The sequence below is a fragment of the Nocardia sp. NPDC051030 genome (assembly GCF_040683015.1).
GTDB lineage: Bacteria > Actinomycetota > Actinomycetes > Mycobacteriales > Mycobacteriaceae > Nocardia.
In genome coordinates this window covers 773,418-792,671 of the sequence record NZ_JBFBCD010000003.1, presented here as the reverse complement: position 1 = coordinate 792,671, position 19,254 = coordinate 773,418, and the positions used below count along the sequence as shown (strand labels likewise).

Sequence of the window (19,254 nt, the reverse complement as noted above, 5' to 3'; positions counted from 1 at the left end):
CCGAATTCGGCACATACCACCCAACCGGTACTTCTCGAGGGGATGATCTTGATGATCCGGTTCAGAAAATCTGCTCTCGCCACCACCGCCACCACCTTCGCCGCCCTGGCCGCCGCCGCGGTGCTCATCGCACCCAGCGCCGACGCCCAGGTCTGGCGCGTGAGCGTGGCCTCGGGTAGCTCCATCGGACTCGGCAGCTCGCAGTACGGGTCCGGCTGCTCCTACACCGTCACCGTCGAAGGCCGCTCGGGCGATACCGCCTGGTTCTACGACACCGGCGCGTACGGCACCTTCAGCCCGCAGAGCGTGACCATCGGCTCCAACGGTCAGGCCACCACCAGCTGGACGCCGCAGGCCAGCGGCTGGCACCGCATCTACGCCGACTCCTATTACGGCGCGGCCGCCACCGACTCCTTCCAGGTCGGCACGGGCATCAACCTCGGCAGCGCGTGCGTGGTGACCGGGTAGCAGACGCCCCGGCGACGGCCCGGTGCCGGGCGTGCACGATCCCCCGGCACCGGGCACTACCCTTGAGGCGGTGCAGACCGACCAGCCCAACTCCGACGCCGAACCCCGCATCTGGGGTGGCACGACCCTCACCGAACGCCGTGAGGCGCGGCGCGCGTCGCTGCTCGAGGCGGCGCTGGATCTGATCGGCGAATCCGGGGCGGGCGCGGTCACCATGCGGGCGGTGTGCCGGCGGGCCACTCTCACCGACCGCTATTTCTACGAATCCTTCAGCAGCCGAGACGAACTCCTCGACGTGCTCTACCGCCAGATCGCCGACGAATTTCTCGACCCGATGACCGCCTTCGCCGTCGCCGACGATCCCGGCCGCGACCGCGCCCTGTCGGAGCTACTCGTCGACAAGGTCCTCGAAGACCCTCGCAAATCGCGGTTGTTCCTGGTCGAGCCCTACTCCTCGACGGGCCTGGGCCAGACCACCATCGCGGTCATGCCCGCCTTCACCCGCCTCATGCAGGACCACCTGTTCGCGCACATCGACGATCCGGTCCGCCGTCGCCTGGCCGCGGTCACCATGGCCAGCGGCAATGCGGGCATGTTCTCCGCCTGGCTCAATGGCACCCTGCGCGCCACCCGAGAACAGATCATCGACCACCTGGTCCAGGCGATCGCCGCCTACCGCTCGATGTACCGCTAACCGTTGCCTCGCAACAAAAGCCGTATTACCTCCGGCGTTTACTCTTCCCCTGCGCTGTGGCCCGGACTACCATCCCGGACATGATGGCTGGCCCTGACCTGCCCAAACCGGACAAACCATTCACCCTCGACGACTGGCTGCACCGCTGGCCCGCGAGCGTCTATGCCACCGAACTCCACGACGGCGTCCTGGTATTCATCGGCCGAGACTCCTTCACCCCCCGAGACGTGGAAGCGGCCCAACGCACCTACCCCGGCCGCCGAATCCTGCTCGACGACACCGGCAAACTCGAAATCCACCCCGCCGGAGACGGCCCACCCACCTCCATCTACCACCACACCGACTCCCTCCGAAATACCTTGTCCCCCACCCACGCCTGACCGTTCGCCCCACCACCTGACTTCACCCATTTTTCCCGGTCTTCACCCCGCAATCGCGTGAGTGAAGACCAGGAAGAGTGGGTGACGTGCGTTAAAGGTCGAAACGTGCACCAAGACCGCTGGTTTTGATCCGCTCGAGCGTCTCGGATGACACCGAGCCCTCGTATTCGGTGAATGACTCCTTGTCGATCAGAAGCAGGTCGTACACCGCGATGATCTCCGAAGTGCCGGGAAGCGGAACCGACAACAGTTGGAATTGGTTCGGCACCTCACGCCCTTCACGGATCGGTGCCACGATCAGCCGTTGGCGGAGGTTGGCGATCGTATCGCCATCGACGACCACTATTCGGCTCTTACGTCCGGAGATCCGGCTCTCCGAGACCCATACCTGGCCCTGCTGCACCGGCCTACTCGGCATCACCGAAGAGAACCTCCTCGGCGATGGCGTCGCTGTAGCGATAGAACTCCGGATCGGGCGGGTTCAGTCTCTCGAACTCGTTGAGCACCTTCAACTCTTCCTCGAGGATGGCCCGGCGCACAGCCCGGGTGATGTACTCGCTCGCCTTCCCTTCGCCCGCATGGGCCTTCAAGATGGGTACTAGCTCGTCCGGAAATACGACCGTCATCTTCGCCATACGTCCGATCGTACGTCCGCAGATGCGTCTGGTCTACGGCTTACGGCGTGCCTCCCAATTGCAGTGTCGGCGAGTCCTCGGCGCGGCAGGCGGTCGAGGAGACGGCCGGTGCATCGGGTTGCCAGATCGGTAGTACAGGTGTTTACTCGCTCGGGCAAGGTGCCGTCGTTAGCTGAGGCTCCTTCACGGATATAGGCCGGCGACCCCGAACGTCGAGAGACGCCCCGGGTCAGGACAGGTCTCCCCGAGTTAAGGGGACACCCCGACCGGCTCCCACCCTGAAGTGGGTTTACGCCGTGGAGTGCTGAAGGTCTTACGAGGGGTGGTCACCTATCCGGCGGGTCTGCCGGTACCACTCCCCTGGCGCGTGCGCATGGTTCGAGGAGGTGGTTGTCGTGCCCGATGGATCGGACAGAGTTCCGTTAGCCAATCGTTCACCAGGCGACACTCCCGCAATCCACTGCGAGCTACTTGTGTGCATGTAGCGTGCGATTTCGAGTGCGCCGACCTCTATTGAGAGGGCGTCATGACCACGTTGGAGATGTTGCTGCGCCTGGGCGCGGGTGTCGGGCTCGGTGCGGTGATCGGGTTCGAACGGCAGTACCGGGCCCGCATGGCCGGGTTGCGCACGAACGCGCTCGTCGCGGCCGGAGCCACCCTGTTCGTGCTGCTGTCCGCGCACGGGTTCAGCGGCAGCGATGCCGACCCGACCCGCGTTGCGGCACAGATCGTTTCGGGTATCGGATTCCTGGGCGCGGGTGTGATCCTGCGCGACGGGTTCAATATTCGCGGGCTCAATACCGCTGCCACGCTGTGGTGTTCGGCGGCGGTCGGGTCCCTGGCCGGTGCGGGGATGTACACGACCGCCGCGGCGGGCACGGTCGCGGTGGTGGTCGTGAACACCGCGCTGCGCACCGCGGCGCGCGCGGTGGATCGCCCGCTGCACGACGGCGCGGCGCAAGAAGCGCTGTACTCGTTCACCGCCGACACCGATGACGCGCACGAGGCGCATGTGCGGGCATTGCTGGTGCAGTCGCTGACCCGCACGGACTTCCGTCTCGTGTCGATCTCGAGCCACGACACCATGCCCGGCAAGGTGCAGGTGCGCGCCGAGCTCACCGGTGATCGCCGCGACGACCGGCAGATGGAGACCGCGGTGAGCCGGTTGAGCCTGGAACCGTCGGTGACCAGCGTCGCGTGGCGCACCGTGCAGGTGACGGAGGCCGAGGAGTGACCGGCTCGCTGCGCTCGTATCCCACGCGCGGCGTTCTGGATCGGCCGCGCTCGCGATGGGCGGACGTGGCGGTATTCCTGGCCGCGGCGGTGTTGATCTGGATCGCGGTACGGGTGTCGGCGGGCATGAACGTGCCCTTCGACCAAAGCACCGCCCCGTCAACGGTTTCCACCGATCCGCTGGAACTGCCCTACTACGCGGCACGGTCGCTGCTGCGCATGTTCGCCGCGCTCGGGCTCTCGATCCTGTTCACCTTCGTCTACGCCACCGCCGCGGCCCGGCTGCCGCGCGCGGAGAAGGTCATGCTCCCGGCCCTGGACATCCTGCAATCGGTGCCGATCCTGGGCTTCCTGTCGGTGACCATCACCGGGTTCATCGCCCTGTTCCAGGGCTCCTCGCTGGGCCTGGAGTGCGCGTCCATCTTCGCGATCTTCACCTCGCAGGCCTGGAACATGACCTTCGCCTTTCACCACAGCCTGGTCTCGCAGCCGCGCGAACTCGACGAGGCCGCGCGCAATCTGCGCCTATCGCGCTGGCAGCGATTCTGGCGCATGGATGTGCCCTCGGGCATGTTCCCGCTGGTCTGGAACGCCATGATGAGCTTCGGCGGCGGCTGGTTCTTCCTCACCGCGGCCGAGGCGATCAGCGTCAACAATCGCGAATACGCGCTGCCGGGCATCGGTTCCTACGTCGCCACCGCGACCGCCGACAGCGATACCGGCAAGGTGCTGCTGGCCATCGTGGTCATGATCGTGATGGTCGTCGGGCTGAATGTGCTGTTCTGGCGGCCGATCACGGTGTGGGCGGAACGATTCCGGGTGGAGGACACCGAATCCGCCGATGCGCCGCGCAGTCTGGTGCGGGATCTGTTGCGCCGCTCACACATTCCGGGCCTGCTGGGGCGGGCGTTCGGGCCGCTGGTGTACCCGATCGATCGCGGCATGCGCGTGTTCGGGCTGGCCGAGCATCCGCTCTACGTCCCGCCCGCACGTCGGCGCGCCGCCGATCTGGTCTTCGCGGTCGTGGTCGCGGTGGCGCTGGCGGTGGGGTGTTTCCTCATGCTGCGCTATATCCACGACACCGTCGGGTTCGAGGAGATCGCTCATGCGGCGGGCCTGGGTTTCTTCACGCTGCTGCGGGTGATCGTGCTGTTGATCTTCGCCAGCGTGATCTGGGTGCCGATCGGCGTCTGGATCGGGTTGAACCCCAAGGTCTCTCGCCTCGCGCAGCCGGTCGTGCAGGTCCTGGCGAGCTTCCCCGCCAACTTCCTGTTCCCGCTCGTGGGCGCGGTCCTGGTGGCGACCGGGGCGAGCCTGCAATGGGCGGGCATTCTGCTCATGGCCCTGGGCGCGCAGTGGTACATCCTGTTCAATGTGATCGCCGGAGCGTCGGCGGTCCCCAATGACCTGCGCGAGGCGGCGGCGAGCCTGCGGCTGCCGCGAATCCTGTGGTGGCGCAAGCTGATTCTGCCCGCCATCTTCCCCAGCTTCGTCACCGGCGCGATCACCGCGGCGGGCGGTGCGTGGAATGCCTCGATCGTCGCGGAGATCGTGCGCTTCGGTGACACCACACTCGTGGCAACCGGTCTGGGCGCCTACATCACCGAGGCCACCCGCGACGGGAACAGTCCCGAAATCCTGGTCGGCGTGCTCGTCATGAGCGCCTATGTCGTCGGCATCAACCGAATCTTCTGGCGGCGGCTCTATGCGCTGGCCCAACGCCGCTACTCGCTCTGATCAGGAGGCAACCATGACCGACACGGTGTCCACCGGTGAGGTTCTCATCGACCTCGAGGATGTCGGCATGTCCTTCACCGGCGCGTCCGGGGAACGGCTCAATGTCCTGGAGAACGTGAATCTGCAACTGCGCGACGGGGAGATCGTCGCGTTGCTGGGCCGCTCCGGCTCCGGCAAGTCGACGCTCTTGCGCGCCATCGCCGGACTGCTCGCCCCCACCAGCGGCCAGGTCAGCTACCGCGGCGAACCGTTGACCGGCACCAATCCCGGTGCGGCCCTGGTATTTCAATCCTTCGCGCTGATGCCGTGGCTGACCGTGCAGGACAATGTCGAGCTCGGTCTGGCCGCACGCGGTGTCGCCCCCGCCCAGCGCCGCCGCCAGGCCCTGGACGCGATCGACCGCATCGGCCTGGACGGCTTCGAAACCGCCTATCCCAAAGAGCTTTCCGGCGGCATGCGCCAGCGCGTCGGCTTCGCCCGCGCCCTGGTCCTGGAACCGGACCTGCTGCTGATGGACGAACCCTTCTCCGCCCTGGACGTACTGACCGCGGAAAACCTGCGCACCGAACTCGTAACCCTCTGGGCCACAGCCGATTTCCCCACCAAATGCGTCTGCATCGTCACCCACAATATCGAAGAGGCGGTCCAGCTCGCCGATCGCGTGATGGTGCTGGGTGCGAATCCAGGCCGCATCATCGCCGAAATCACGGTCGATCAACCGCGCCCACGCAATCGCCGCGCCCCCGGCTTCGCCGCCCTGGTCGATCAAATCTACGGCCTGCTCACCGGCCGCGACACCGCCCTCGTTGCCGCACACCCGGATTCGAGCACCCCCTTCGCCACTCCCCTGCCGGACGCCTCCGTCGGCGGAATCGCGGGCCTGCTGGAAATGGTCTACGGCAGCGACGGCCGCGCCGACCTCCCGGTAATCGCCGACGACCTCAACTTCGAACTCGACGATCTCATGCCCCTGGTCGACGCCGCCGCCCTCCTCGGCTTCCTCCTCGTCGACTCCGGCGACGTCATCCTCACCAACGTCGGCGCAAACTTCACCAACGCCGACATCCAATCCAGCAAAAAGATCTTCGCCACCCAAGCCCGCCGCCGAGCCCCCTTGGTCCGCACCATCTGCAGCGCCCTCATAGGCAGCGCCGACGGCAGCGTCCGAGCCGACTTCTTCCAAGACCTCCTCGAACGAGGCTTCTCCGACGAAGACGCCCACCGCCAACTGGAACTAGCCGTCGACTGGGGCCGCTACGGCGAACTCTACGACTACGACACCGATTCCGGGCGCATCACCGCCGACCCCGCCGGCCTCACCCTCGAGAAGTGAGCCGTTCTCGCGTCAGCAATTCGGTAGAAGAACGACGTGAGCGTGCTGCGGCTCACCTGGCACATTCTGTCGACGGGCCCTGACCCGCCGCCCGGTATCGGGGTCCTGCCAGGTGGGGCACGAGTTCAGCGTCCGCACCCGTATCCAAAGCCATTGGTGATCAGCGCATTCGCACGATATCTGCCGTCTCCGTGCTGCATACTTGTGGCGATCTGGACACACCACACTCAGGAGTCTGCGATGCCCGAGTCCGACTACCCGAGTTCGGTGCCGGTCGGGGTGGACACCACCCGCGCCAGCATCGCGCGGGTCTACGACGCCTTTCTCAACGGGAAGGACAACTTCGCGGTCGACCGCGAGGTGCTCGCACGGGTGCAAACCGTCGCACCGCAGGCTACCGACCTGGCCTGGGCCAACCGTGAGTTTCTGATCCGAGTGTGCCGCTCTCTGGCGCGCGACGCGGGAATCGACCAGTTCCTCGACCTCGGTTCCGGATTGCCAACGGCCGAGAACACCCACCAAGTGGTGCAGCGCATCAACCCCGACGCCCGTGTGGTGTACGTGGACAACGATCCGATGGTCCTCGCGCACGGCCGGGCGCTGCTGGCCGAGAACAAGAACGCCACGATCTGCACCTGCGACATCTTCCAACCATTGGAAGTGCTCAAAGACGCATCGATTCTCGAGCACCTGGATTTCACCCGCCCGCTGGCCCTGCTGCAAATCGGGACGCTGCACCACTACCTCGGCGAGGACTCGGCCGCGCTGATGCAGACCTACATCGACGCGCTGCCGGCCGGATCGTTCGTGGCGATCTCGCACTTCTTCGACCCGCAGGATCCGCAAGAGCCTGAGCTCAGCGAGCTCGCAGCGAAGATGGAAGATAAGTTCATCCACAGCCCGATGGGCAGCGGTCGTTTCCGCACCCGCGACGAAATCCAGGCCATGTTCGGCGATCTGGAGATGATCGAACCCGGCTTGGTGCTGTGCGACGACTGGCGGCAGGACGGCCCGCGCCTACGCACGCTCAGCGCGGTGCGCCACTGCATAGTCGGCGGAGTCGGCCGCAAACGATAGCGCACGAGGACCACACTGCAAGTCGGTCGTTGCTCTTATTGATCTGGTGCGCTCGGTTCGTGTGAGCTTTCGATTGTCGGGGTGTTTGCGGTTCGCCAGTCGCGGATCGCGGCGACGACGTCGACGGGCGCGTCCTCCTGGAGGTAGTGACCGGTGCGGTGGAGGGGGACGGTGCGGTGTTCGCGGAAGATGGCCTCCCACCGTCGGCGTTCGGTGTCACGGAAGGCGATGTCTTGGTCGGCCCAGACGATCAGTGCCGGCCGGTCTGCCACGCGGGGCAGCGCTGTGGCGATCTCGGCGAGAAATGGTCTGCTGGAAAGAAGTTCGCGAGGCAGCACCTGCATGGGCCGACGGGATTCGGGGGTGGGGAACGGGCCGCGGTAGGCGTCCATGACTTGTTCGGGAAGCGTTTTGCGTTTGACCAGGCTGGGGACGATACGCTCGACGAAGAAGTTGCGGCGGCGGATCAGGTAGCCGCCGATCGGGCCGCCGAGAATCCGGGAGAACAGCTGAGTGTCGAGGTCGGATTTCGGCCATGCCCAGGTGTTGCCGATGACGAAAGCCGCGAACCGATCCGGGTGGCGGGTGGCGACGGCGAAGCCGATCGGCCCGCCCCAGTCCTGGACCATCAGCGTCACGTTGGTGAGGTCCAGGCGCAGCAACAGTTTCTCGATTACCTCCGCGTGCTCGGCGGGGGTGAAGCCGTAGCCGGACGGTGCGGTGGACAGCCCGAAGCCGGGGTAGTCCGGCGCAATGCACCGGTACCGGTCCCGTAGCCCGGAGATAATGTCGCGGTACAGGAACGACCAGGTGGGATTGCCGTGCAGCAACAGCAACGGTGGCCCGCTACCCTCATCCACGTAATGCACTCTCGCGCCGTCGATCTCGGCATAATGATCACCGAACGGGTACAGCTCCTGCGGCAGCCACGTCGGCCGCACTCGGCTCTCCGCCCCCATGACGATCTCCGCTCGTCCGATTGCCCCGACCCCGCGCGGGACACCATCGAAGAATCTCAACGGGTGCTGGCCGCACCCATCTACTATCCCAAGCTGGCTACAGCTGAAACAAGTGGTCGCTCATGCCGCCGACGTCCTGGATCGCGTCGATCTGGTCCTGAACCACCTCGGCGCGCGCCACCAACTCGACCCGGTCGGGCTCGGTAAGGCTCTCGGCCCCGAGCTTCTCGAATACGCACGAGAGCGCTGACCGTAGGCCCTCCAGCTTGTTGTCTGACTCCACAAGCGCTCACCCTACGTCCGAACTCGAAGAACATCGGCTCCTGCCACTGAGCGCTCCGTTCGGAGGGCACGGAGTGGCACATTCGAGTGACGTTGTAGGCGGCCGTTACTCAGGCCGGTGCTTTGTATCCGGTACTCCGACTACCACTTTGAATTCCCAGGACCATCGCCATGTCCGCAACCAGGGCCATCTCCACGACCACTTCCACGGCGAGTCGGTAGCGGGTGGAGATTCAGCCCGAGTTCGGGAGGCCGGAGAGTAGGGCCGCGGCGGCTTTGTCGAAAGGGGTGATGGTGGCTGCGGCGCGGCAGAGGATGTGGGCGCCTTCGAGGGTGGCGATCATGAGGGTGGATAGGGCGGCGGCTTGGGGGGCGGCCATTCCGGTGTGGGTGAGTTTTTCGGCGAGTTCGTCGACCCAGCTGGTGAATGCTTCGGCTGCGACGGTGCGGAGACCGTTTTGGTCGGTGATGGCTGCGCCGCCGTCGAGGGTGACCGCCGCGATTGCGCAGCCGCCGCCCTCGGCAGACGCTTGCACCACGGGACGGACGCTGGCGAGGAACGCTTCGGCGACTTCGCGGGGGGTGCGGGCCGGTAGTTCGCGCAGGTGGGTGCGGACGTCTTCTGCGTTGCGGCGGGCGGCTTCGAGTGCGAGTTGCTGTTTGCCGCCGGGGAAATGGTGATAGATCGCTCCGCGGGCGGCACCACTCTCGGCCAGGACGTCGGTGAAGGACATCGCGGCCAGGCCGTGGCGTTGCAGCAGTCCGATCGCTGCGCTGATCATGCGGGACTTCGTGTCCGCGGCCATTGCTACCCCCTTGACTAGTACGGCCATCCTAGTCCATGCTCACCTCACTAGTACGCGCGTACTAGTGGGTGGGCTGGACAGGCCCCGAAGCCGGAGGTTCGTGATGGGTAAGACGTTTCTCTACACCGAGATCCAGGCGGCAGTGCCGTTCGATCAGTTCGACTGGCACCCGATCAATGCGTCACTGAAGACCGCGCCGGGCCTGATTCGCAAGACGTGGCTGTCCGGCATCGGAACGCACACCGTCGGCGGCTTCTACGAGTTCGACAGCGCCGAGAACGCCCTGGCCTTCGCGCAGGGCCCCTTCGCCGAAGAAGCCCGCCGGACCGGAGCTCCGGCAACGACACGACTGTTCGACGGCGACATCGTCAAAGACGCCAGTATCGACCTGAACTCGCCCTACTACACCCGATGAACATCACCCGGCACCCCGAGAACACCGTGAGCTGGATCGACCTCGGCACCCCCGACATGGGGACCACCACGGCGTTCTACACCGCACTGTTCGGCTGGAACGTCGCCGAACCGGACGCCAACGGCTACCGGCTCTGCACGCTGCGCGGGCATCTCGTCGCCGCTCTGGGACCGGCCGAGGACACGGGCGCACCCTACTGGACGACCAATGTCACCGTGTCGGACATTCAAGCCACCGCCACCCGCTTCACGAGCCTGGGCGCCCAAATCGTCGTGGCACCAACACAAGTCGGGACGCTCGGCCACGCCGCCGTCACGATGGACCCCGTCGGCGCACCACTCTCACTCTGGCAGCCCGGAACCCATGACGGCATGCAGTTGAACCACGAACCGGGGACCTTCGCCCGCATCAGCCTTCTCACCGACCACTCCGCGGAGGCCGCCGCCTTCTACCGACCAGCACTGCACTGGAATGCCAACCCCCAGCACACCGAGTTCCGCCTGCCGGACAACTCCCTCGCCGCCACCGGCAAGCCGCCAGGGAAACCAACAGCGCAGCAATCACTCTGGCTGGTCGGTTTCGCCAGCAACAGTCCCGCCGCCGACGCCGAGCGGGCCCGACAGCTCGGTGCGACCGATGTTCGCCAGAACGCCGACGCAGACGTGGTCATGCGCGATCCCACCGGCGCCCTGTTCGGCCTTACCCAGCGAGTCCGATAGTCCGCTTGCCCGAACACGTTGCCTCAGGCAGCCGCACACCAAGTGGTAAGCCGCACAGACGAAATCGCCCGCCCCGAGGTGACCGGGACGGGCGATTTCGGTGAGCGAACCGTCAGTGCGCGGCGATGACCGCTTCGGCGGCCGCCTCCGGGTTCTTCGGTTTGGTGCGGGGCAGGAAGTAGGCCGGGATCAGGGTGATGGCCAGTAGGACCAGGGCCACGATGAACGTGTGGGCGAAGGCCGAGGCGGCTTGATCCAGTCCTGCGTTGAGGTTGTCCGGGCCCAGCTGCTGGGCGATTCGCGGGTCGTAGTGCGAGCCGATGGCCGCTTGGGCGAATTCGCGGTGGTTGAGCAGGGTGGTCAGGACTACCGAAATCGTTGCTACACCGATTGATCCGGCTGTTTGGTTCACGATGTTCATCAGTGTCGAACCGCGCGCGACCTGGCCGTGGGTCAGGGTTTGGATGGCGGCGGTCATGGTCGGCATCATGGTGCAGCCCATGCCCAGGCCCATGACGAACAGCGCCGCACACAACAGCGGATACGGAGTAGACGCTGTGACCTGGGTCAGGAACGCCATCCCGACCACCATGACGGAGATGCCGGTGAGCACGATCTTGCCGGGCCCGATCTTGTCGACCAGGCGTCCCGCGATCGGCATGGTCAGCATCGCGCCCAGGCCCTGCGGGGCGATGAGCAGACCTGCGACGAGGGTGGATTCTCCGCGTACCTGCTGCAAATAACTCGGCAGCAACAGACCCGAGCCGAAGAACGCCGCGGCGAACAGTGTCATGGTCAGCACCGCGTAGCGCAGGGACTTGTTCTGCAGCAGGCGCAGATCCAGCAGCGGGTGCTCGGTGCGCAGGGCGTGGAAGACGAACGCGACCAGCAGCGCCAGACCGGCGATCGCGGGGATCAGTACCTTGGCCGAAGCGACGGTGCCCTCCCCCGGAATCGAGGACACACCGAAGAGGAAGGCCGCCAAACCCGGTGAGGCCAGGAGCATGCCGACGAAGTCGAAGGACTCCGAGGGTTGCGGGTTGTCGCGGTCGAACACGACCCAGGCCAGGATCAGCGCGATGATGCCGATCGGCAGGTTGATCAGGAAGATCCAGGGCCAGCTGTAGCTGTCGATCAGCCAGCCGCCGAGGATGGGTCCGGCGATGGGACCCAGCAGCATGGGCACGCCGAGCACCGCCATGACGCGTCCGATGCGGGTGGGCCCCGCGGCGTGGGTCATGATCGTCATACCGAGGGGCATGAGCATGCCGCCGCCGAGGCCCTGCACGACTCGGAACGCGATGAGCGAGTTGATATTCCAGGCCTGCGAGCACAGCACGGAGCCGAGCACGAAGAACACCAGCGCGGCCATGTAGAGGCGTTTGGTGCCGAAGCGGTCCGCTGCCCATCCGGTGAGCGGAATGACGGTGGCCAGTGCGAGGGTGTAGCCCGTCATGGACCACGCGGCAATGGCGGTGGTGGTTTCGAATTCGGCCTGGAACTTGGGGATTGCCACGGTCACGACGGTGACGTCGAGAATCGACATGATCGCGCCGAGCACCACGACGCCCGCGATCTTGAAGACCCGGGCGTCCAGCTTGTCGTCGGCCGAATCGGCCGCCTTTGTATCCGGAGGGGTGGTCACCGTTTCAGCCTGCCAGGTCGATCGCCCGAGAACCAGCAATATTCTTCCGGCGCGCCACTTTCGCGCATAATCAGTTCCTTTCCGAGAGGGAACCTGCGTCGAAACTCCGAATGCCGCCAAGCATACCGACCGGTAGCAATTCTTCGGCAATAGTTCGAACCCCTTCCACAGTCGTACGCTGGGAACAGAACAGCGAGGAGTTCGCGGCGATGACCGACCCGGTAGTGGGCTTGACGGGTACGCTGACCACGCCCATCCGTGGCAGGGGAACGCTCGGAGAGGTGCTGATCGCCATTCGAGGGGGGACTGAGCTGTACATCGCACGCGCCGAGGAGGCACTCGCCGCCGGGACGACCGTGCTGGTCGTGGCCGCGCATCCGGGCCGAATCGTCGACGTTGTTGCGTGGATAGCCCTACCCGGCGATTGACTGTCGAACAATTCATTCAATCATCGAGGGAGACAATTTCATGCTGGGCTACCACGTACCCGATCCGGACGAAGCCATGCTCGTCAGCGGCGGCAGCACCAAGGACAACGCACCGTTCAAAGTCGTGATCGGACACGGCAACTGGGTCATGCCGCTGTTCCGCAAGGTGCGGTACCTGTCGCTGGCCATGTTCGAGGCCGAAATCCAGGAACGCTGCGTCACCCGACAGGCCATCCAGCTCGATGTGCGGGCGGTGATCGCGTTCAAGGTCGCCAATGACACCCAGTCCATCGTCAATGCGGCACAACGATTCCTGTCCGAACAGGAACGCGAGATGTCGGTGCTGACCGGGCGCATCTTCTCCGGCCATCTGCGCTCCATCGTCGGCTCCATGACGGTCGAGGAGATCATCCGCGAACGCCAGAAGCTGGCCGATGAGGTCCTGGTGGCCTCCAAGGTGGAGATGGGCAATATCGGCCTGTGGGTCGACGCGTTCCAGATCCAGTCCATCGACGACGGCAATCTCGGCTATATCTCCGCCCTGGCCGCCCCGCACAATGCCGCGGTCAAGCGTGACGCCCAGATCGCGCAGGCCGCCGCCGCACAGGCCGCCGCCGAGGCCGAGCAGGCCTCCCAGCGCAAGCAGGCCGAATACCAGCGCCAGACATCGGTGCTGCGCGCGGAATACCAGCGCGATATCGACAAGGCCAATGCCGAAGCGGCACAGTCGGGTCCGCTCGCCCAGGCCGTCGCCCTGCAGGAGGTGCTGTCCGCGCAGGCCGCGCAGGCGCGCAAGCAGGCCGAACTGCGCGAACAGCAGTTGCAGACCGAGGTCGTGAAACCCGCTCTGGCAGAAGCGGAACGGGTGCGCATCCTGGCCGAGGCCGAGGCCGACCGCATGCGCATCCAGGCCGAGGCGGCCGCCTCCAACAACCGCATCGCCCTGGATCAGCTGCTCATCGAACAGCTTCCGGAAATCGTGAAGAGCGCGTCGCTGGGCATGGCCAATGCCAACCTGACCGTGCTCAATGGCCCGGAGGGCGTCAGCGAGATGCTCAACGGCATGGTCGGTCAGGGATTGACCGTCTTCAATTCGTTGCAAAAGGCACTTTCTTCCAACAATGATCAAGCTGCGGGCTAAAGTGGCCGCCAGAGGGACGCGGCGACGAGGAGCGGGTGTTTAGGTGTCCATCGGGAAATTGGTGTCGTTCGACAGCTCTCGGGGTTTCGGGTTCATCCGTCCGGAGGACGGCGGACCGGATGTGTTCGTGCACGTCAACGACATCGGGCTGGATGAAGATGAGTTGCGACAGGGGCGGGTGTTCGAATTCGATGTGACCGAAGGTGACCGGGGTCCGAAGGCGATCAACCTGGCGTTGGTCGCCGGGCAGCCCGCGCCGGTCCGGCACAAGACGACCAAGGATCGCGAACGCGGCGCGGGGGGACAGTTGACGGCGACCGAGCACAAACGGCTCATCACCGAACTACTCCTGGACGCGTCGCCGGCGCTGACCGCCGGGGAGATACTGACCATCCGGGACCGGCTGACCGCATTCGCGGATCAGCACGGATGGATCGAAAACTGACCAGTTCGGATTACGATCGATCTCGGGTCAGCCTCGATCGGCGCTGCTAGAGCGCCGCTCGAACCGAGGAGGTCAGGTGGATCTGCCCGTCATGCCGCCGGTCAAACCGATGCTCGCCAAGTCGGTATCGGGAGTGCCGCGCGAACCAGGAATGCTCTACGAGCCGAAATGGGACGGCTTCCGCTGCATCGTCTTCCGTGACGGGCCGGAGATCGAACTCGGATCACGCAATGATCGGCCCTTGACCCGGTACTTCCCCGAACTGGTGGAACTACTGGGCAAGGCGCTGCCCGAGAAATGCGTGATCGACGGGGAGATCGTGGTCGTCACCGAGGACGGTCTGGACTTCGACACGCTGCAACAGCGGCTGCATCCGGCCGCCTCGCGGGTGAACAAGCTGGCGGTGGAGACACCGGCGAGCTTCGTCGGCTTCGATCTGCTCGCGCTCGGGGACCGGGATCTGACGCAGGAGCCGTTCGGTGAGCGTCGCCGGATTCTGGAAACGGTGATCGACGACAGCATTGAGCGGCTGCATCTGACGCCGATCACCGATGATCCCGATACCGCGACCGACTGGTTCACCCGGTTCGAGGGCGCGGGCTTCGACGGGGTGATGGCCAAGGCCTCGGATCTGGCGTATCTGCAGGACAAGCGGGTCATGCTCAAGATCAAGCATGAGCGCACCGCCGACTGTGTGATCGCCGGATTCCGCTGGCACAAGGACGGTGAGGGCGTCGGATCGCTGCTGCTCGGGCTCTTCGACGAGGACGGCAGGCTCAATCACGTCGGCGTGGCCAGCAGTTTCACCGCCGCGCGGCGCAAGGAATTGGTCACCGAACTCGAACCGCTGCGGGTGAACGCGCTGGAAAACCATCCCTGGCGGGACTGGGCCGATGCCGCCGCCCAAGCCAAGGCCGACGGCAAAATGCCGGGCGGGGTGAGCCGTTGGACCGGCGGCAAGGACCTGTCCTGGGAGCCGCTGCGCACCGAGTTGGTCGCCGAGGTCCGCTACGAGCACGTCATGGGCGGACGCCTGCGCCACGGCGGCCGCCTGGTCCGCTTCCGCACCGACCGCACCCCCGAATCCTGCACCTACGCCCAGCTCGACGAGGTCGCCCCGGCCGAACTGGGCGCGATCTTCGACGAGGCCCGCACATGAGCGAATCCACGGACATCGAGGTCGACGGCCACGTCGTCACCATCTCCAACCCGAGCAAGATCTACTTCACCAAACGCGGCGACACCAAACTCGATCTGGTCAATTACTATCTCGCCGTTGCCGATCCACTCATGGGCGTGATCCGCGACCGCCCGCTCCTGCTCGAACGCTATCCCGATGGCGCTTCGGGCAAATCCTGGTTCCAGAAACGTGTCCCCAAATCCGTGCCCGACTGGCTGCAGACCACCGAGGTCTCCACCCCCAACGGCACCACCAGCGACGCGTTGGTCGCCGCCGACATGGCCCACATCCTGTGGGCAGTCAACCTGGGCTGCTTGGGTTTTCACGTCTGGCCCACCCACGCCGGTGCCGACCGCGAAAGCACCGCACCGCCGGTGTACGACGCCGCCGGAGCAGTCCTCCCGCCCACCGGCGTCACCGACGAACTCCGCATCGACCTGGACCCCTCCCCCGGAATCAGTTTCGACGACCTCCGCAACGCCGCGGTCCTCACCCGAGACCTGTGCACCGAACTGGGCATCGACGTCCGCATCAAAACCTCCGGCTCCCGAGGCCTGCACCTGTACGCCTTACTCGAACCCAAATGGGACGGCTACCAAGTCCGCGCCGCCGCAGTCGCTTTGGCCCGAGAATTGGAACGCCGCCACCCCGACCACATCACCGCCCAATGGTGGAAGGAAGAACGAGGCTCCCGAGTCTTCATCGACTTCAACCAAAACGCCCCCCACAAAACAGTTTTCGGCGCCTGGTCCGTCCGCCCCAAAGTAGGCGCCCAAGTCTCCACCCCCATCTCCTGGGACGCCCTCCCCTCGGTCACCAACGACGACCTCACCATCGCCACAGTCCCGGCTCGCCTGGCCGACCTCGGCGACCCCTGGTCCGACCGCGCCCCCCAATCCCTCGAACCACTACTGCAAATGTCCGAAAAAGACATGGCCGCAGGCCTCATGGACGCCCCCTGGCCACCCCAATACCCCAAAATGCCGAACGAGCCCTCCCGCGTCCAACCCAGCCGCGCCCGAAAAGACGCCGACGAGTGATCGGTTCGGCCGTGGCACGGCCGAACCGGGGCGCCGCGGTGAATCAGAGTGCGAGGGAGGACTTCTCGGGGAGGGGGCCGGGGTGGTGTTCGACGTAGATGGCCAGCCAGCGTTCGATCATCTCGCCCATGCGGACCGGGTTGTAGATGTCTTCCTCGAAGGACCATTGGCGGTCGCCGCCGTAGATGAGGCGGGTGTAGCAGGGTTCTTCGTGGAGGGAGCCGTCACCGGGGTCGGTCATGCGGCAGCGCCATTCCATGAGGACCAGGCCGCGGTCCTCGTCGATGATGTACCAGGGGCAGGGGTAGTACTGGACCTGGCCGCCGGGGAAATGGTCGCGGTTCTTGATGTACTGCTCGCGGATTGCGGTGCGGCCGTGCAGTTCCACACCCGATTCGTAGCCCATGCCGAGATCGCGGAAGACGGCGTCCTCGGCGTACCAGTCGGCCCAGGCGGCGATGTCCCCGGAGACCCAGGTGGTGGTGGAGTCTTCGATGAAATCGATGAGGGCGTCCTCGATCTCCTCCTTGCTCCATTTCTTGGTCGGAGTATGCGGATTAGTCATATGTGCTTCAGTCATACGGCTTGCTTAGCAGTCCCGGGACCGGTGCGGAAGACGCTCCGGACGCGCCTCCCGCTGACCGGGAGTTCGTGCTCGCCAACCGGTCACGCGCCGGGAAAGGCAACCGGGCGCGAAAAGCCGGGCTTAGCATGCCGGAGCTCACCTCCGTCGCGAGATCGCTACGCCGAGTAGGCAGACGGCACCGCCGAGCAGAGCCCAGGGGGTGGGGATTTCGGCGAGGAGTAGCCAGGACAGGAGGGTGGAGACGGCGGGGACGGCGTAGGTGGTGGCGGTGAGGCGGGCGGCGTCGGTGCGGCGTAGGGCGTAGGACCAGGCGGTGAAACCCAGTGCGGTGGGGAACAATCCGAGATAGAGGGCGTCGGCGAGGGTGTGGGTGGGGGCGGTGGAGAGTTCGGTGATCAGTTGCGGTGCCCAGGGGAGCAGCGCGATGGTGCCGATGACGCAGCCCAGCCAGATCGCGGTGAGCGGGTCGGTGTAGCGCAGGGCGGGTTTTTGGACCAGGACTCCGGCGGCGTAGAGCACGGCGGCGAGGACACACAGCAGGACACCGACCAAGTCGAGGTGGCCGCTGCCGCTGCCGCCCGCGATGATGGCGACACCGGCCAGGGAGATCAGTGCGCCGAGGACCAGGCCGCGAGTCAGGCGCTCTTTGAACAGGATTGCCGCGCCGAAGGCGACCAGTAGGGGTGCCAGGTTCACCAGTAGTGCTGCGGTGCCTGCGTCGATGTGGCGTTCGGCGGTGTTGAGGGCGACGGTGTAGCCCGCCAGCCATAGGACGGCATAGGTGGTGATCAGCAGTAGGGGTGTGCGGGCACGTGGGATGGCGCGCAGGCTGTCGCGGCGCGCGAGCATCGGCACGGACAGCGCTACCGCCGCGACTGCCAGGCGCAGCAACGCCATCGGGGCGGGCGAAAGGCTCGATCCCGCATCGCGGATGGCGACGAAAGCCGAGGCCCACAGCACGACGGCGACCGAAGCGGCAGCGGCACTGGGCAGATCGGTGGCGGCGCGCGTGGGGGCCGTGATGGTTTGACGGACTTCGATGCTCACCCGGTCATCGTCACCGGCAACCATAGGACAGCACAAGCGAACGTTCGAGCATGATTGTTAAGTTCAGCTGTACACTCCGGGGATGCTCGACATCACCCGATTGCAGTTGCTGCGCACTGTGATCGCCACCGGTTCCCTGCGGGCCAGCGCGTCGGCCTTGGGCTACACGCCGTCCGCGGCCAGTCAGCAGTTGGCCGCGCTGCAACGCCAGACCGGCCTGCAATTGGTGGAGCGTGCGGGCCGCGGCATCGAACCGACCGCGGCGGGGCGCGCGCTGGCCGCCGCCTCCGAGCGCCTGTTCGACGAGCTCGGCCGCCTCGACGGTGTCGTCGGCGACCTGCGTGCGGGTCGAGTCGGCAGTCTCTCCCTCGGCTACGTGCCCTCGGTCAGCGCCACCTGGCTACCCCCGATCGTCGAGGCATTGCGCACCGAATTCGCCGACCTGCGACTGGAATTGCGCATCTCCGACGTCGGGACGGGCCGCCGCGATATCGAAATCTTCATCGAGGACCCCACCACCCCACCACCGCCGGACGTGCGCACACACCGCCTGGCCACCGACCCCTATGTAGTGGCCTTAGGCCGCGACGACCCGCTCGCCGACCACGCCGCGATACCCCTGTCCGCGCTCGCCGACCGCCCCTGGATCGACAATGAACCCGCCGACGGCCCTTGCCGCCGTATCCTCCTCGACGCCTGCTCTCAGGCAGGCATCCTCCCGAACTTCCAAGTCCAAACCCCCGATTACCGCACGGCCCTGTCCTTCGTCGCGACCGGTATCGGCATCACGGTCCTCCCCCGTCTGGCCACCCTCGATCTCCCCCCAGGGCTGGTTGCCCGCCCACTGACCGACCCGACCCCGATCCGCCACATCGGCCTCGCGGTCCGCGCCTCCCTGGCCCAGCACCCCGCCGCTCGACGCACGGTCGAACTACTCACCCAAGTAGCAGCACAGGGTGAGCAGGTTTCCCTGTAAGTCGTTGACTTCACCCAGTTTTCCTCGT

The 19,254-nt window shown here is 65.8% G+C and carries 23 protein-coding genes and 1 riboswitch; of the genes, 15 read left to right on the top strand and 8 right to left on the bottom strand.

Annotated features, from left to right (window positions below):
* Positions 1-51 precede the first annotated feature (51 nt).
* The 3 genes from AB0N05_RS13095 (at position 52) to AB0N05_RS13085 (ending at position 1,542) form a co-directional block, all read left to right on the top strand.
* Entirely contained in the window at positions 52-468 is a 417-nt protein-coding gene (locus AB0N05_RS13095) for a hypothetical protein (RefSeq protein ID WP_364691908.1), read from the top strand.
* A gap of 70 nt (positions 469-538) precedes the next feature.
* Positions 539-1,162 carry a TetR/AcrR family transcriptional regulator gene (locus AB0N05_RS13090; protein WP_364691905.1) on the top strand — a complete coding sequence of 208 codons (624 nt, stop codon included), beginning with the start codon at positions 539-541 and terminating at the stop codon, positions 1,160-1,162.
* A gap of 80 nt (positions 1,163-1,242) precedes the next feature.
* Positions 1,243-1,542 (top strand): hypothetical protein, encoded by a 300-nt coding sequence (locus AB0N05_RS13085; protein WP_364691902.1) that lies wholly within the window; start codon positions 1,243-1,245, stop codon positions 1,540-1,542.
* Between the two features lie 91 nt (positions 1,543-1,633).
* Here the strand turns inward: AB0N05_RS13085 and AB0N05_RS13080 are convergent, their stop codons facing one another.
* Together AB0N05_RS13080 and AB0N05_RS13075 are read right to left on the bottom strand one after the other, a co-directional pair.
* A complete protein-coding gene (locus AB0N05_RS13080; protein ID WP_364691899.1) occupies positions 1,634-1,945 on the bottom strand; it encodes a hypothetical protein in 312 nt (103 codons plus the stop codon).
* 4 nt (positions 1,946-1,949) lie between these two features.
* The gene (locus AB0N05_RS13075; protein ID WP_364691896.1) at positions 1,950-2,177 is read right to left on the bottom strand and encodes a hypothetical protein; all 228 of its coding nucleotides are present in this window, start codon (positions 2,175-2,177) and stop codon (positions 1,950-1,952) included.
* Positions 2,178-2,334: 157 nt separating this feature from the next.
* Positions 2,335-2,508, top strand: a riboswitch (M-box (ykoK) riboswitch).
* Positions 2,509-2,703: 195 nt separating this feature from the next.
* Between AB0N05_RS13075 and AB0N05_RS13070 the strand changes: the two genes are divergently transcribed.
* From AB0N05_RS13070 to AB0N05_RS13055, 4 genes are all read left to right on the top strand, one after another.
* The gene (locus tag AB0N05_RS13070; RefSeq protein WP_364691893.1) at positions 2,704-3,411 is read left to right on the top strand and encodes an MgtC/SapB family protein; all 708 of its coding nucleotides are present in this window, start codon (positions 2,704-2,706) and stop codon (positions 3,409-3,411) included.
* Entirely contained in the window at positions 3,408-5,147 is a 1,740-nt protein-coding gene (locus AB0N05_RS13065) for an ABC transporter permease subunit (protein WP_364691890.1), read from the top strand. Before AB0N05_RS13070 ends, AB0N05_RS13065 begins: the two co-directional genes overlap by 4 nt.
* Before the next feature lie 13 nt (positions 5,148-5,160).
* Entirely contained in the window at positions 5,161-6,480 is a 1,320-nt protein-coding gene (locus AB0N05_RS13060; protein ID WP_364691887.1) for a nitrate/sulfonate/bicarbonate ABC transporter ATP-binding protein, read from the top strand.
* 240 nt (positions 6,481-6,720) lie between these two features.
* On the top strand, positions 6,721-7,557 hold the full coding sequence (locus AB0N05_RS13055) for an SAM-dependent methyltransferase (protein ID WP_364691884.1): 837 nt from the start codon (positions 6,721-6,723) through the stop codon (positions 7,555-7,557).
* A gap of 35 nt (positions 7,558-7,592) precedes the next feature.
* Here the strand turns inward: AB0N05_RS13055 and AB0N05_RS13050 are convergent, their stop codons facing one another.
* The 3 genes from AB0N05_RS13050 to AB0N05_RS13040 all read right to left on the bottom strand — a co-directional run bounded on the left by AB0N05_RS13050 (position 7,593) and on the right by AB0N05_RS13040 (position 9,604).
* A complete protein-coding gene (locus AB0N05_RS13050; protein ID WP_364691881.1) occupies positions 7,593-8,516 on the bottom strand; it encodes an alpha/beta fold hydrolase in 924 nt (307 codons plus the stop codon).
* Positions 8,517-8,613: 97 nt separating this feature from the next.
* Positions 8,614-8,799: a hypothetical protein gene (locus tag AB0N05_RS13045; protein WP_364691878.1), complete on the bottom strand. Its 186-nt coding sequence runs from the start codon at positions 8,797-8,799 to the stop codon at positions 8,614-8,616.
* Between the two features lie 232 nt (positions 8,800-9,031).
* Positions 9,032-9,604 (bottom strand): TetR/AcrR family transcriptional regulator, encoded by a 573-nt coding sequence (locus AB0N05_RS13040; RefSeq protein ID WP_364691875.1) that lies wholly within the window; start codon positions 9,602-9,604, stop codon positions 9,032-9,034.
* 103 nt (positions 9,605-9,707) lie between these two features.
* Here AB0N05_RS13040 and AB0N05_RS13035 point away from each other — a divergent pair, with 103 nt between their 5' ends.
* Both AB0N05_RS13035 and AB0N05_RS13030 read left to right on the top strand, forming a co-directional pair.
* Positions 9,708-10,019, top strand: a complete 312-nt coding sequence (locus AB0N05_RS13035; RefSeq protein ID WP_364691872.1) for a hypothetical protein — start codon at positions 9,708-9,710, stop codon at positions 10,017-10,019.
* Complete coding sequence (locus tag AB0N05_RS13030) at positions 10,016-10,738, top strand: VOC family protein (RefSeq protein WP_364691869.1); 723 nt, start codon at positions 10,016-10,018, stop codon at positions 10,736-10,738. Before AB0N05_RS13035 ends, AB0N05_RS13030 begins: the two co-directional genes overlap by 4 nt.
* Positions 10,739-10,850: 112 nt before the next feature.
* On the opposite strand, the gene AB0N05_RS13025 is transcribed toward AB0N05_RS13030, so the two are convergent.
* The gene (locus tag AB0N05_RS13025) at positions 10,851-12,383 is read right to left on the bottom strand and encodes a DHA2 family efflux MFS transporter permease subunit (RefSeq protein WP_364691866.1); all 1,533 of its coding nucleotides are present in this window, start codon (positions 12,381-12,383) and stop codon (positions 10,851-10,853) included.
* A gap of 209 nt (positions 12,384-12,592) precedes the next feature.
* On the opposite strand from AB0N05_RS13025, the gene AB0N05_RS13020 reads away from it, so the two are divergent.
* The 5 genes from AB0N05_RS13020 to AB0N05_RS13000 all read left to right on the top strand — a co-directional run bounded on the left by AB0N05_RS13020 (position 12,593) and on the right by AB0N05_RS13000 (position 16,617).
* Positions 12,593-12,811 (top strand): hypothetical protein, encoded by a 219-nt coding sequence (locus AB0N05_RS13020; protein WP_364691863.1) that lies wholly within the window; start codon positions 12,593-12,595, stop codon positions 12,809-12,811.
* A gap of 40 nt (positions 12,812-12,851) precedes the next feature.
* Entirely contained in the window at positions 12,852-13,952 is a 1,101-nt protein-coding gene (locus AB0N05_RS13015) for an SPFH domain-containing protein (RefSeq protein ID WP_364691860.1), read from the top strand.
* Positions 13,953-13,995: 43 nt separating this feature from the next.
* Positions 13,996-14,397 carry a cold shock domain-containing protein gene (locus tag AB0N05_RS13010; protein ID WP_364691857.1) on the top strand — a complete coding sequence of 134 codons (402 nt, stop codon included), beginning with the start codon at positions 13,996-13,998 and terminating at the stop codon, positions 14,395-14,397.
* Positions 14,398-14,473: 76 nt separating this feature from the next.
* Positions 14,474-15,556, top strand: a complete 1,083-nt coding sequence (locus AB0N05_RS13005; protein ID WP_364691854.1) for an ATP-dependent DNA ligase — start codon at positions 14,474-14,476, stop codon at positions 15,554-15,556.
* Complete coding sequence (locus AB0N05_RS13000) at positions 15,553-16,617, top strand: ATP-dependent DNA ligase (protein WP_364691851.1); 1,065 nt, start codon at positions 15,553-15,555, stop codon at positions 16,615-16,617. The genes AB0N05_RS13005 and AB0N05_RS13000 overlap by 4 nt, the downstream gene beginning before the upstream one ends.
* A gap of 43 nt (positions 16,618-16,660) precedes the next feature.
* Here the strand turns inward: AB0N05_RS13000 and AB0N05_RS12995 are convergent, their stop codons facing one another.
* Both AB0N05_RS12995 and AB0N05_RS12990 read right to left on the bottom strand, forming a co-directional pair.
* Positions 16,661-17,197 carry a nuclear transport factor 2 family protein gene (locus tag AB0N05_RS12995; RefSeq protein WP_364691848.1) on the bottom strand — a complete coding sequence of 179 codons (537 nt, stop codon included), beginning with the start codon at positions 17,195-17,197 and terminating at the stop codon, positions 16,661-16,663.
* Between the two features lie 141 nt (positions 17,198-17,338).
* Positions 17,339-18,250 (bottom strand): DMT family transporter, encoded by a 912-nt coding sequence (locus AB0N05_RS12990; protein WP_364691846.1) that lies wholly within the window; start codon positions 18,248-18,250, stop codon positions 17,339-17,341.
* Between the two features lie 82 nt (positions 18,251-18,332).
* On the opposite strand from AB0N05_RS12990, the gene AB0N05_RS12985 reads away from it, so the two are divergent.
* On the top strand, positions 18,333-19,226 hold the full coding sequence (locus AB0N05_RS12985; RefSeq protein ID WP_364691843.1) for a LysR family transcriptional regulator: 894 nt from the start codon (positions 18,333-18,335) through the stop codon (positions 19,224-19,226).
* Positions 19,227-19,254 lie beyond the last annotated feature (28 nt).